Source organism: Singulisphaera sp. GP187, assembly GCF_900129635.1.
In the GTDB taxonomy this organism is placed as follows: Bacteria; Planctomycetota; Planctomycetia; order Isosphaerales; family Isosphaeraceae; genus Singulisphaera.
This window is the reverse complement of the sequence record NZ_FSRB01000001.1, coordinates 2,240,619-2,254,344: the sequence shown is the minus strand read 5'-3', so window position 1 is coordinate 2,254,344 and position 13,726 is coordinate 2,240,619. Positions and strand designations below refer to the sequence as shown.

Genomic DNA, 13,726 nt, shown 5'->3' with positions numbered 1-13,726 from the left:
GGCACTGTCTTTAGTGGGTTATCTTCTCTTCAATCTGTTGCCGCTACTTCGATCCATGGAACGGCGAACCTGGTCGATGGTCTGTACGCGTTGCGTTTGACCTCGATTTTGGTTGTGGTTCTCTGCGGGGGGATTCGAGAATCCGTCTTCATCGGATGGTGCGGACGAGGAATCCCTGATTGTAAGTGGGGCGCGGCATGCAGGACTTCACGGAAGCCCTGTTTCTCTGACTCATCCATATCGGAAGGGACTGGTCATGAATCGACGTCGAGGATTTACGCTCATCGAGTTGCTTGTCGTGATCGCCATCATTGCGGTTCTAATCGCGCTGCTTTTACCCGCGGTTCAGGCCGCGCGTGAGGCCGCGCGCCGAAGCCAGTGCGTCAACAACCTGAAGCAGATCGGTCTGGCGATCCAGAACTATGTCGATGTCAATGGCTCGATCCCTCCTCACGCCATGAATCCGACATTTCCGGCCGGTATCGGTCCGAGGAACGACTTTTCGATGAAGGCGCGGCTTCTTCCCTTCATGGAGCAACAGACCGTCTATAACGCATTGAATCACAGCTTCGGCTTCAACGCCGCCGAGCACCCCACGGCAGGTGGTACGAAGATTGCGACCTTTCTCTGTCCCTCGGACTCGAACAAGGTTGTCCGTGTCGGCACCTCGTACAATGGCCTGGACTTCGGCGATACCAATTATTTCAACAATCTCGGAACCCTGTTCACACTCAGCGGCGGCGTCTTTGATGGACCTGCGTACATCATGGGGAGCCCGAACCCGAGTTCAACCGTCAACTATGGGACAGAAGTGACGTTGGCCAAGATCGTCGACGGCACCTCGAACACGGCGATCTTCAGTGAGGGCCTGATGGGCAACTCCTCCTCACTGGTCGGTCCGTCGTCGGTTTATGTGGCGACGGTCGCGATTAACACCACCTCCCCCGCCAACCCAAATCTGGGATCGTTCGGCGCGAACCTGAGCAGTATCAGTAAGACAACTTGCCAGGGCTCAAAGACCCTCAGTGTCATGAACACCAGGGGATTCAGTTGGCTGTCTCAAGGTCTCCTCGAAGGGGGTGGGTACAGCCACGTCAATCCCCCGAACTCGAAGTCGTGCATGGGGCAGGGGCAGGACACGGCGTCGCCGAATGGCGTGAATATTATTTATATATACAATAATATGATATCGGCCTCGTCGAACCACTCGGGCGGCGTCAACATGGCGTTTATTGATGGGTCGGTTCGATTCATCAAAAACACTGTCGATCCAGGGACCTACGGCGCCATCGCTACCATGGGCGGGGGTGAGGTCATTAGTTCCGACGCGTACTGAGCCGAGTCGCGTTCATCTGTGTTGGCATAATCCGACATCTGTCTGCGGGGTGCCGCCTGGCTTGACCGGCGGCATTCGGCTTTCATCCCGCCGATTCACGACCGCCCTCGAAACGGTTTTCGTCCCCTTTCCCAAGGGGGCGTTCTCGACCCGGTTCGCTTCCGGAGTCGCATTCCAGGCTTGGGTAGGGAACACGAGGCATCACTCCGCGAACGGCCTCGCCGGCCCAATGCCGACTTCATTCCCGCCCACGCTGGCCGTGCCAAGCGTTTCCGGATGACCGCTCTGGCCGGTACGGTGTCTCTTGGAAAATGACCGAGGCCCGCTACTTTCTTGTCCAAACCAGGCGGATCCGGCTCTAATCAAGAGGAACCGATTGTTCCCCCCGCGAAACGTCCCCACCGATTACCCGCCTGAGGACTCCTGGCATGAAGGCAACGGGCTTGTTGGGCGGATGCCTCGTTTGGCTCGTCGCGCCTTTGGTCTCGAGTGCGGCCGACCCGGACGGCGTTGCGTTTTTCGAGCAAAAGATCCGGCCCGTGCTGGTCAAGGAGTGCTATTCCTGTCACTCGGCCGACGCCAAGGCGCTCAAGGGGGGGCTTCGCCTCGACTCGCGTGCTGGGCTGCTGACCGGAGGCGACTCGGGCCCGGCCGTCGTGCCTGGGAAGCCCGAGGAGAGTCCCTTGTTGGACGCCTTGCGGCACGACGGGATCGCGATGCCGCCCAAATCGAAGCTCTCCGAGGCGGTTGTGGCCGACTTCGAGCGCTGGATCAAGATCGGGCTGCCCGACCCGCGGGTTGTGACGACGGAGGCGGGTAAGGCGAAGTCGAAGGCCCTGACCAGGATGAGTGTCGAGAACGGACGCTCGTTCTGGGCGTACAAACCTCCCCGCCGGGTCGCGGCTCCCGACGTCAAGGACCGGGCCTGGCCGAGCGGAGAGCTTGACCATTTCATACTGGCCGCGCTCGAGTCGCGAGGGCTCAAGCCGGTTCGCGACGCCGATCGGGCCACGCTGGCGCGTCGACTCTATTTCGACCTCATTGGGTTGCCCCCCACGCCTGAAGAAGTCGACGCGTTCGTGAATGATCCGTCGCCGATGGCCTATGAGTCGCTCGTGGATCGTCTGCTCGCCTCCCCTCATTTCGGCGAGCGGTGGGGCCGGCATTGGCTCGACGTCGTTCGCTATGCCGAGTCGCTCACGCTGCGCGGCCTGGTCTTCAAGCAGGCCTGGCGGTTTCGCGACTTTGTGATCGACGCGTTTAACAATGACATGCCCTACGACCGCTTCGTCCGCGAGCAAGTGGCCGGCGACCTGCTGCCCGCGGCGAATCTCGACGATCGCCGCGAGAAGCTGATCGCAACCTCGTTTCTCACCCTCGGCAATACGAACCTCGAGGAGCAGGACAAACCGCAACTCGTCATGGACGTCGTGGATGAACAGGTCGACACCATCGGCAAGGCGTTCCTCGGCCAGACGATCGGCTGCGCACGGTGTCACGACCACAAGTTCGACCCAATCCCAACTCGCGACTACTATGCCATAGCCGGCATCTTGCGAAACACGAAGACGTTGGAACATGCCAACGTGTCGGCATGGCTCGAACGCCCATTGCCGGTGATTGGCGAACGGGAACGCATTCTCAAGGCGCACGATCAGCGTCTCGCCGCGCTCGAGACCCAGATCAAGGCGGCCCGTGGCAAGGTCGGATCGAACAAGGGGAACGTCAAAAAGCCTGTGTTCGCCATCAGTGACTTGCCGGGGGTCGTGGTTGACGACTCTCAGGCCAAGAAGGTGGGCGCGTGGCATGTGTCGCAGCGCTCGCAGTCTTACATCGCCACAGGCTATCTTGATGACATGAACACTGGCAAGGGGGAGAAGACCCTCACCTTCATGCCCGAGCTCAAGACTGCGGGCACGTATGACGTCTGGCTGGCTTATTCGCCCGGCTCCGGCCGCTCGAAGGCCGTGCCCGTCGCGATCCTGAGCGCCGACGGCGACACGATGGTCAACGTCGATATGTCGGTGGCCCCGCCGATCGATGACCGCTATATTTCGCTCGGTCGCTATCGGTTCGAGAACAACGGTCAAGGCTATGTGATGATCTCCAACGAAGGAACGACCGGCCACGTCACGGCCGATGCCGTTCTCTTCATTCCGACGGATCCGGGCGCCGTGGCCAATCCGTCGAAACCCGTCGACAAAGCGGCGCGGGAGGCGGCCCGGCTTGTCACGCGGTTGGAGAAGGAGCTCAAGCAACTGAAGGCCGAGGGGCCGACGCGGGACCTCTTCATGGGGGTTGAGGAAGTCCCCGAGATCGAGGACATTCGGGTCCATGTCCGGGGGAACGTCCACACCTTGGGTGAGCCGGCTCCGCGCGGTGTGCTGACCGTGGCGACTTACGGCAACGCTCCGACGATGCCGAGTCACGAGAGTGGCCGGCGCGAGCTCGCCGACTGGCTGGCCGATGAACGGAACCCGCTGACCGCTCGTGTCTATGTCAACCGCGTCTGGCACTGGCTCTTCGGCACGGGACTCGTGCGGACGACCGACAACTTCGGTACCACGGGGGAGACTCCGACTCATCCCGAGCTGCTGGACCAGCTCGCCCTCCAGTTCATGGAGGAGGGGTGGTCCGTCAAAACGCTGATCCGCCGCCTCGTGCTTTCCCGCACTTATCGTCTCTCCTCGGTTGACGAGCCCAAGGCGTTGGCCGCCGACCCGGAGAACCGCCTCCTCGGGAAGATGAGCCGTCGCAGGCTCGACGCCGAGTGTATTCAGGATACGATCCTCAGCGTCAGCGGAACGCTCGACCCGCAAATGAAGGGTTCGTCGTTCCGGTCGGATCTCGCCGCGGACTACGGGTTCGCGCATGAGGAGAAACGCCGGAGCGTCTATTCACCCGTGTTTCGGAATGCACTTCCGGAGCTGTTCGAGGTGTTCGACTTCGCCGACCCGAGCATGGTCGTTGGCCGGCGGAACGTGAGCACAGTCGCTCCCCAGGCCTTGTTCTTGCTGAATCACCCGTTCGTGCTCGAGCAGTCGAAGCGAGCGGCCCGCCGACTTCTGGCCCGGCCCGGGCTGGACGACGGCGGTCGCATCGACCGGATTTACGAGCTTGCCCTCGGGCGGAAGCCGACGGAGTCGGAGCGGCGGATCGGTCTCTCGTTCCTCGCTCAGAATGCGAAGGAAGGGACGCCGACCGACGAAGGCTCATGGGCCTTGCTCTTTCAGGCGGTGTTCGCCTCCATCGACTTTCGTTACGTGAACTAAATCAAGAGACTGGCTCCATCGCCCGTTGGAGGTGGATAACGTGGATATGCCGATCAGTCGTCGCGAGATGCTGCGTAGCTCTGCCTGTGGGTTCGGCTATCTGGCACTTGCCGGTCTCGCCGCGGAGCGTGCGGCGGCGGAGTCGCTCAACCCGCTGGCCCCGCGGATTCCGCACTTCGCGCCGCGTGCCAAGCGGATGATCTTCCTGTTCATGCAGGGGGGGGTGAGCCAGGTCGACTCCTACGACTACAAACCGAGCCTCGAGAAGAACGACGGCAAGAGCCTGGCGTTTGACGACGCCCGGGTGCTGGCCAATACCGGCAAACGCGGTTCGTCTCAGAGTGTCATGAAGCCGTTGTGGAAGTTCGCCCAGCACGGCCAGAGCGGGCGGTGGGCGTCGGACCTCTTTCCCGAGACCAACGCGCACGTGGATGATCTCTGCTTTATCCACTCGATGCATACCGAGGGGGTTGCGCACGGGCCGGCGACTCTCTTCCTGCATTGCGGCGCCACGAATGTCGTCCGCCCCTCGATGGGATCCTGGATCCTCTACGGGCTCGGATCGGAAAATGAAAACCTCCCGGGATTCGTCTCCATCGGCCCGTCGGCGGGCAATGGTGGCGCTCGGAATTATGGGAATGCGTTTCTCCCCGCGATGTATCAGGGGACCGCTCTCGGCCGCGCCGGGGGTGCGGCCGAGCAGGCCACGATCCGCAACCTCGGCAACGCCGTGCTCTCGCCGGCCGATCAGCGCAGGCAGTTCGGCCTCCTCCGCGAGTTGAACGCCGAGCAACTGGGCCGGACTCCCGCTGACTCCGAAGTCGAGGCGATCATCGCCTCCTACGAGCTGGGCTGGCGGATGCAGAACAATGCCCCGGGAGTCCTCGACACCAAGGGTGAGTCGCAGGAGACCTTGGATCTCTACGGGATCAGCCAGTCGTCGACCGACAACTTCGGCAGGCAGTGCTTGATGGCCCGCCGTCTCTGTGAGTCCGGGGTCCGATTCATCCAGGTGACCTACGGCGACAGCACCGCCAATCCCGCCTGGGATCAACACTCAAATATGCCTCAGCACGCCGTCCACGCCAAGAACGTCGATCGGCCGATCGCCGGGTTGCTGGCCGATCTGAAGCGGCGGGGCTTGCTCGACGACACGCTCGTTTGGTGGGGGAGCGAATTTGGCCGGACCCCGTACGCCCAAGGGAAGGGAACGGGCCGGGACCACAACCCCAACGGTTTTACCGTTTGGCTGGCCGGGGCCGGGGTCAAGCCGGGCTTCGCCTTCGGCGCGACCGATGAACTCGGGCACATGGCCGTCGAGGACCGGGTCCACATGCACGACCTTCACGCCACCATTCTCCACTTGCTCGGGCTCAACCATGAACAGTTGACCTACCGCTACAGTGGCCGCGACTTCCGACTCACCGACGTCCACGGCCGTGTCGTCGAAGAAATCCTTGTCTGAACCCTCGGCCGACGACCCGCCAGCCCGCCACTTCGTGGGGATGCTTAAAAAAATCGCAAAGGCCGGCCCGGCCGTTGAGGAATCGCGCCTGGTGAACCACCGGGGGCATTCCCCAACGACCGGGCCGGCCTTGTTACTACGGGAAGAGGCAGGATGCCTGGTTGGCGAATGATCGTCAGAGGAACCATTCGGCGGACGACGGCGAATTAGGTACGGCCGAAGAATCTCGACCCTTGCGTTTTCGCTGGAACGATGGGAAAACAAGCGGACGAAGAACCTTCCCGCGGCGGGTGGTCCATGCCCCCTCCTTCGGATCGTACGCCATGCGAGACCATGCCACCCCAGCGCGTGATCGTCCCGGATCGCCTGATTCGGGACGTTCCCTAGGGCCGAGGAACAACTCCGATGCACCATTCGTTGCGTTGTTACGGGCCGATCGCGACCGCGCTGGGCTTTCTCCTGCTGCTGCAGCCGCTCGCTAGCCGGGCTGAAGAGGCGAAGGCACTTGCCCCGATTCTCCTCTGGCCGTCCGGTGCGCCCGGCGAGAGTCGCGACGTCGACCACGAGGCGCAACAACCGCTCAAACCAGGCGATTCGACGATCCGGATTACCGACGTCACGCGGCCCACGATCACCGTCTACCGGCCCAAGCCGGAGCAGAACACCGGCGCGGCCGTCTTGATCTGCCCCGGCGGGGCCTACAAGATTCTGGCCTACAACAAGGAGGGAACCGAGGTCGCGGAGTGGCTCAACACGCTGGGGGTGACCGCCGTCGTCTTGAAGTATCGCGTACCGGCCCATGCCGGACGTGAACGGCACGAGGCACCCATCCAGGACGCCCAGCGGGCGCTTCGCCTGATCCGACATCGCGCTCAGGAATGGAAGCTCGACCCCGATCGGATCGGCGTCCTCGGATTCTCGGCCGGCGGGCATCTGGCCGCTCTCTTGAGCACCGACTCCATGCCACGGACCTATGAACTCGGGGACGATGCCGATCGACTCAGCTCCCGGCCGAATTTCACCCTCCTGGTCTATCCAGCCTACCTGGCGACCAAGGACGATGCGCTCGCTCCTCCCGTGAAGGTGGATGCGCAGACGCCTCCCACGTTCCTGGTACAGACCGAGGACGATGGCGTTCGGGTTGAGTCGAGCATCGTCTACTACCTCGCCTTGAAGCAGGCGAACGTGCCGGTCGAGATGCACCTCTACCCGCGCGGTGGACATGGCTATGGCCTGCGGCCCTCCAAGGATCTCGTCTCGTCCTGGCCCCTTCGAGCCGAAGCCTGGATGAAGTCGGCCGGGATTTTCAAATCCGCAAATTGAAGAATATTGAAAACTTCAAGTGACAGGATTGATTCCCTCTCCCCTCGAAAGGAACGACGCGTGCGGAATTTCTCAAGACAGATTGGCCCGCTGGCCGTGGGCCTTGCGGTGCTCGGCATTCTGGGGGTCGGTTCGAGCGGCCGGGCCGTCGAGCCGTCGACCGAGAAGTGGGTCGAGCTGTTCAATGGCAAGAGCCTCGCGGGTTGGGTCCAGCAGGGGGGGAAGGCGAATTACCGGATCGACAATGGTGAGATTGTCGGTACCACGGTCCCGAAGACCGGCAACTCATTCCTCTGCACCACGGGCTACCACGGAAATTTCATCCTCGAACTGGAATTCAAGGTTCAGGATGGACTCAACTCGGGTGTTCAGATTCGCAGCCATAGCTACGACCGGAATCAGGAAGTCACGGCTAATGATAAGGTGCTGAAAATTCCGGCCGGTCGGGTCCACGGCTACCAGGTGGAAATCGATACCACCCCCCGCGCCTGGACGGGTGGAATCTACGACGAAGGCCGCCGAGGCTGGCTGAACAACCTCGAGAAGAATGAACCGGCCCAGAAGGCGTTCAAGCACAACGACTGGAACACGTTTCGAATCGAGGCCAAGGGCGATTCGATCAAGACCTGGCTCAATGGAGTGCCGGCCGCCGACCTGACCGACTCGATGACCCCGACCGGCTTCATCGCGCTCCAGGTCCACGGCGTTGGCGACAAGACCGAACCGATGGAAGTGCGCTGGCGGAACATCCGGATCCAGGATCTGCCGGACTCCGAGGATCCGTCCAGCCCGCCCAAAGCGTTCCTGGACGGGACGGGACCGGGTTGGAAGCTGCTGGGCGAAGCCGACTTCGCCCACGTCAACGGCGCCCCGGACACCTGGACCTGGAAGGATGGCGGCGTCTTCTGCACCGGGCAACCGGTCGGGGTCACTCGGAGCGCGAAGCCGTACGAGAATTTCGAGCTCGTTGCGCGTTGGAAGCACCATCGCTCGGGCGGGAACTCCGGGATCTTCGTCTGGGCTCCCGAAGCCGCCCTGGAGGGGATCAAGCCCGGGACGCTCCCGCGCGGAGGGATCGAAGTGCAGATGCTCGACCACGGCTACTTCGACCTCTACAAGAAGCAGACCGGCAAGGATGGAACCTTCTTCTCCACCAATGGAGACATCTTCCCGGTGGGGACGTCCAAGTTGACGCCGTTCCCTCCGCTCTCCCCCGACGGCTCCCGCAGCTTTCCCCGGAAGAACCTCAGCAAGGGGGTCGGTGAGTGGAACCATTACTACGTCCGGGCCATCAACGGTGAGGTTCGGCTCTGGGTGAACGGCGAGGAAGTGTCGGGCGGTAGCGGCGCCGTGCCCGCCAAGGGCTATCTCTGCCTCGAATCCGAAGGGTCACCGGTTGAGTTCAAGGATATCAAGATCCGAGAACTTCCCTGAGCCCTGACTGCACCCCAGTTTCGATTTCGTAAGGAATGAACCATGCCGTCGCGTCGAGTCGTTTCGACGGCGACGGCATGGACTCATGCCGGGAGTCGCTTCGAAGAGTCGATCGTCGCTTGCCCCGGCCAACTCTTGCTCGATACGATGCAATTGTCGCAGCCCCGCCTTCTCCCGGTCGATCTGCAATCCTCCTTCCTCCACCTGCACGGGAGCATCCTGGATGACCATTGGTGTCGATCTCGTAACACCGGCGCCGCGGCGTTGGCGTGTCTTGAACAAGCTCGGTCGCTCGAAGATTCCCGTCACGCTGGCACTCATGGGCGCTCTTCTGTTGAGTGTTGCCGTGATGGCGCAAGCACCCAAGGAGAGTGCGAAGCCGGACGCGCCCGCACCGGCGCCGGAGGGACCGTTCGCGCCGGAGAAGGCTCGGCAGTCGTTCCAGCTCCAGCCTGGTCTGCGCCTGGAATTGGTGGCGAGTGAGCCGCTGATTGCAAGCCCGGTGGCGATGGCATTCGACGAGCGAGGGCGGCTCTACGTGGCCGAGAATCGCGGCTACCCGACCGGACCCGGCGAGGGCCGGCCCGCGATCGGTCGCATTGCGCTTCTGGAAGACACCGACGGCGACGGAACGATGGACAAACGCTCCGAATTCGCCGAGGGTCTGACTTTTCCCAACGGCGTCTTGCCTTGGCGTGGTGGCCTCATCGTGACATGTGCACCTGACGTGCTCTACTTGCGCGACACGGATGGTGACGGCAAGGCCGACGAACGGCGGGTGTTGTTCACCGGCTTCGACACCAAGGGGTCGACCCAGCTCCGCGTGAGCCATCCCACGCTTTCGATCGACAATTGGGTCTACGTCACGAGTGGGCTGCAAGGGGGCCAGGTCCACGCGCCTTCGGTCTCGGATTCAGTTGCCCTGAGCCGCACCGACTTCCGGTTCCACCCCGACGGAACGTCCGGCGAGGCGGCCGACGGCGGGGCTCAGTTCGGGATCACGTTCGACGAGTTTGGACGCCGGTTCATCTGTTACAATCGAGTGCAAGTGCAGCACGTGGTGCTCTCGTCGAAGACGCTCCGACGCAACCCGCATCTCGCCTTTTCGGGTACAGTGCAAAACTGCCCGGCCGAGACCGTCGCCGAACCGCTCAAAGGGCATGGCGCCGCGGCGAAATTGTTCCCGATCAGCCGCAACGTCACGACCGCCGATTCTCATGCCGGAACGTTCACCGCGGCCTGCGCCGTGACCGTGTTTCGAGGGGATGGACTGCCCGACGCGTATCGAGGCCAGGTCTTCTCGTGCGACCCGACCGGGAACCTCGTGCACGTCGATCGCCTTGACCCGCAAGGCGCCACCTTCGCCGCGTATCCGGCCATCAAGGGGGCGGAGTTCCTGGCGAGTCGCGACAACTGGTGCCGGCCCGTCTTCCTGACAAGCGGTCCCGACGGAGCGCTCTACGTTTGCGACATGTACCGCAAAACGATCGAGCATCCCGACTACCTGCCCGTCGAGATTCGCAAGCGAACCGACTTTGAAGGGGGCAAGGGGATGGGACGGATCTGGCGGGTCGTCCGCGACGATCTCAGCCCCGACCAATTGAAAGTTCGCCGGAAAGTCGCGCTCGGCGACGCCACGACCCAGGAGCTGTGCGAGACGCTCCGCAATCAAGTCGGCTGGAGGCGTGACACCGCCCACCGTCTGCTCCTCGAGCGTAAAAATGGGGAGGCCGTCGCGCCCCTCCGCGCGATCGTCGCCGATCCCAAGGCCGATCCGGTCGCGGTCGTTCATGCCCTTCATCTCCTCGAGTCGTTCGACGCGCTCACTGATGACACGTTGAGGCCCCTTCTGAAACACGCCGCGGCGCCGGTTCGTGAGCATGCCCTCCAACTCGTCGAGACTCGACTCGCAACGAACAAGGGATGGCTTGCGGATGTCTTGCCATGTGCGGACGACAATGATCCGCGGGTCCGGTTCCAGACCGCGATCACCCTGGGCGCGATTTCGGCGGGGACCGCGCCGACCGCCGAGGCCCCCGCGATCGCTCAGGCCCTGGCACGGATCGCCGCCCGTGATGGGGCGGACCGTTGGCTCCGAGCCGTCGTTTTCAGCTCTCTGTCCGGTCGCGAGACCGGGTTCCTGACCGCTCTGCAACAACGTCCGCGCGACACCGCCTCCCCAGCGCCCGAGCTCCTCAAGGAATTCGGGCGATTGCTCGGCGACAGCCAGCCGACCGAGGCATGGCCCGCCTTGATCCGCCCCCTACTCGCGGACTCCTCGAGCTTCTCCCCGGCCGAGCAGGCGGCGCTTCTCACCGGACTCTGTGAGGCGGGGCGAGGCCGTCTCAAGGGGGGCCAATCGGGCAGCGTGCTCGATTCGGTCGTGGGCCATGATCCCGAGAACCAGGCCTCGGAGGGGGCGGCTCGCAAGCTTCTGACCGCGATGAATGAATCGGCCCTGGACCAGGGGCGGGCCGTCGAGCAACGCGAAGCCGCCGTCGGCCTGCTCGCCTTCGCCGACTTCGCTCAAGCGGGCGAGACGCTCCTGACGTTGCTCGCCCGGCAAGATTCACGGGAGATCCAGGTTGCGGCCGTTCGGGCGCTCGGCGTGCAACGCGATGATCGAGTCGCGGAGGCGCTGCTGGAACCCAGCCGGTTCGCTTCGTTTTCTCCGGCGGTTCGTGATGAAGTCCTGTCCGCCTTGATCTCCCAGTCCCAGCACATCCCGGGCCTGCTGACTGCGCTGGAGTCGGGACGTGTTTCCCCGGGGGTCATCGACGCGCTCCGGCGCCGCCAGCTCACCCAAAGTCGAGACGTCAAAATTCGCGAGCGAGCGAACGCGCTTTTCGGCGCGGTCGCGGGGGATCGGGCGAAGGTTTACGACGAATTCAAGGATGTGGTGAGCTTGAAGCCTGACCCCGCCAAGGGCTTGGTCGTCTTCCGTCGCGAGTGTGCGTCCTGCCACCGCCTGGACCGCGAGGGATCGGCCGTCGGCCCCGACCTCTTCGGGATTCGCAACCAGGAGAAGCCGGCGATCCTGCTGCACATCCTCGTGCCTGATCATGAGATCACGCAAGGCTTCGCCGCGTACACGGTGGCGACCAAGGACGGTCGCGTCCTGACCGGCCTGATCGCTTCGGAGACGCCGACGAGCCTGACGCTCCGCCAACCTCTGGGCAAGGAAGACACGATCCTCCGCACCGAGGTGGAAGAGCTCGCGGCCAGCAAGCAGTCGCTGATGCCGCAAGGGCTGGAGAAGAACATCTCGAAGCAGGAGTTTGCCGATCTGCTCGCTTATTTGAAGGGTGAAGGCGAACTCGATCGACCCCAAGAGGAACCCGCACGATGAGACCGTTCCTAACCCGCGCGCTCGCGCTGAGCCTGCCACTGCTGGCTTCGGCGGGCCTCGCCGCCGAACCGGAGAAAGCCCCCGCGGCGCCCGTCTTCAAGTCGGGCTTTGCCGAGCGGGACATTACCCCCGACATCGGCATGGAGGCTCCTGGCGGTTACGGCAAGTCGTACCACAAGACGGTTCATGATCCTTGCAAGGTCCGGGCCTCGGTCTTCGATGACGGCCAGTCGAAAGTGGCCGTCGTGGGAATCGACGCACTCGGGATTCGCCGGGACACGGTTTTGAAAGTTCGCAAGGCAGTTCATGAGAAGACCGGGATTCCCGCCGACGCGATCTTGATCGGTGCGTCGCATTCGCACTCGTCGGGACCTTGCGGTTGGATGCTCCCCGGCGAGTTCGATCACGCGTCACCACTGGTGCAGGAACTTGCCTACAAGCAGTCGACCAATGCGGATCCGGTCTACCTGGCCAAGGTTGACCAGGCGTTGATCGACGTGATCTGCGACGCCCACGACCGTCGCGTCGAAGCCCGCGCCGGGGTTGGCAAGGGGGTTGAGGACCAGGTTGCATTCAATCGGCGGTTCCTGATGCGTAACGGTCGATCGGTCACGCACCCCGGGCTGGGCAACCCCGAGATCGTCAAGCCGGCCGGTCCGGTGGATCCCGAGGTGGGTGTGATCGGGGCCTGGGACGCGAAGGATCCGAGCAAGCTGCTCGGTTGCATCGTGAATTTCTCTTGCCATGCGACCACGAGCCCGGGGGGGATCTCAGCCAATTATATCTACTACTTGGAGAAGGTGATCCAGGGGTACTACGGCAAGGACTGTGTGGTCGTGTTCGTGGCCGGGGCGTCGGGAGACGTCACGCAGGTCGACAACCAGAGCCCGTTCGTCTACCCGACCGGAGATCGGTGGGCGCAGCTCGTCGGCGGCAAGATCGGCGCTGAGGCTTTGAAGACCTTGCTCACGATGGAGCCGGGGATCCTGACTCCGATTGCGTCCAAAACCAAGGTCTGGGAAATCAAGCGCCGGGTGCCTGCGCCGGAGCGAGTGAATGCCAGCCTGGCCCTGATCGAGGGCGATAAGGCGAAGGCCGATCCGACCGAATGGACCTTCGCCAAGGAAACGCTGATGCTCGACGCCTTGCTCAAGAAGGAGCCGGCGGCCGAAGTCGAGGTGCAAGTGGTTCAGGTTGGGCCGGCCGTCTTCGTCACCAATCCGGCGGAATACTTCTGCCGCTTCGGCCTCGATATCAAGAAGGGGAGCGGGTTCCCGTTCACCTTTCCCGTGTCACTCGCCAACGGTTGCGTGGGTTATGTGCCGACGGAGGATGCGTTCGACGAGCATGGTGGCGGATACGAAACGCGACTGACGAGCTACAGCAACCTCGAGATCACCGGCGGGAGCCAGATGCGCGACACCGGGATCGAGCTTGCCAAGCAGCTCAAGCCGGGCGTTGTGCCCGAGCCGGCCCGCCGCCCCCTCTTCAAGGGCAAGCCCTGGCCCTACGGCGATGTCGCACCTCAGCGGCAATGAGCTGAGGAA

Annotated in this window: 7 protein-coding genes; all 7 read left to right on the top strand. The window is 63.1% G+C overall.

Going from position 1 to position 13,726, the window contains the following annotated elements; genetic code table 11:
* The first annotated feature begins 256 nt into the window (after positions 1 to 256).
* The gene (locus tag BUS42_RS08790; RefSeq protein WP_074306586.1) at positions 257 to 1,336 is read left to right on the top strand and encodes a DUF1559 domain-containing protein; all 1,080 of its coding nucleotides are present in this window, start codon (positions 257 to 259) and stop codon (positions 1,334 to 1,336) included.
* A gap of 428 nt (positions 1,337 to 1,764) precedes the next feature.
* Entirely contained in the window at positions 1,765 to 4,608 is a 2,844-nt protein-coding gene (locus BUS42_RS08785; protein WP_074306585.1) for a DUF1553 domain-containing protein, read from the top strand.
* A gap of 46 nt (positions 4,609 to 4,654) precedes the next feature.
* Positions 4,655 to 6,073: a DUF1501 domain-containing protein gene (locus tag BUS42_RS08780; RefSeq protein WP_074306584.1), complete on the top strand. Its 1,419-nt coding sequence runs from the start codon at positions 4,655 to 4,657 to the stop codon at positions 6,071 to 6,073.
* A 405-nt stretch (positions 6,074 to 6,478) separates the two neighbouring features.
* Entirely contained in the window at positions 6,479 to 7,396 is a 918-nt protein-coding gene (locus BUS42_RS08775; protein ID WP_074306583.1) for an alpha/beta hydrolase, read from the top strand.
* Positions 7,397 to 7,456: 60 nt separating this feature from the next.
* Entirely contained in the window at positions 7,457 to 8,830 is a 1,374-nt protein-coding gene (locus tag BUS42_RS08770; RefSeq protein ID WP_074306582.1) for a 3-keto-disaccharide hydrolase, read from the top strand.
* A gap of 223 nt (positions 8,831 to 9,053) precedes the next feature.
* The gene (locus BUS42_RS08760; RefSeq protein WP_074306580.1) at positions 9,054 to 12,179 is read left to right on the top strand and encodes a PVC-type heme-binding CxxCH protein; all 3,126 of its coding nucleotides are present in this window, start codon (positions 9,054 to 9,056) and stop codon (positions 12,177 to 12,179) included.
* On the top strand, positions 12,176 to 13,717 hold the full coding sequence (locus tag BUS42_RS08755) for a hypothetical protein (RefSeq protein ID WP_074306579.1): 1,542 nt from the start codon (positions 12,176 to 12,178) through the stop codon (positions 13,715 to 13,717). Before BUS42_RS08760 ends, BUS42_RS08755 begins: the two co-directional genes overlap by 4 nt.
* The last annotated feature ends 9 nt before the right edge of the window (positions 13,718 to 13,726 follow it).

Bases quoted from the DNA above. Each gene is read 5' to 3' on its own strand.
- BUS42_RS08790 (WP_074306586.1), top strand. From the start codon at position 257: ATGAATCGACGTCGAGGATTTACGCTCATCGAGTTGCTTGTCGTGATC.
- BUS42_RS08785 (WP_074306585.1), top strand. From the start codon at position 1,765: ATGAAGGCAACGGGCTTGTTGGGCGGATGCCTCGTTTGGCTCGTCGCG.
- BUS42_RS08780 (WP_074306584.1), top strand. From the start codon at position 4,655: ATGCCGATCAGTCGTCGCGAGATGCTGCGTAGCTCTGCCTGTGGGTTC.
- BUS42_RS08775 (WP_074306583.1), top strand. From the start codon at position 6,479: ATGCACCATTCGTTGCGTTGTTACGGGCCGATCGCGACCGCGCTGGGC.
- BUS42_RS08760 (WP_074306580.1), top strand. From the start codon at position 9,054: ATGACCATTGGTGTCGATCTCGTAACACCGGCGCCGCGGCGTTGGCGT.
- BUS42_RS08755 (WP_074306579.1), top strand. From the start codon at position 12,176: ATGAGACCGTTCCTAACCCGCGCGCTCGCGCTGAGCCTGCCACTGCTG.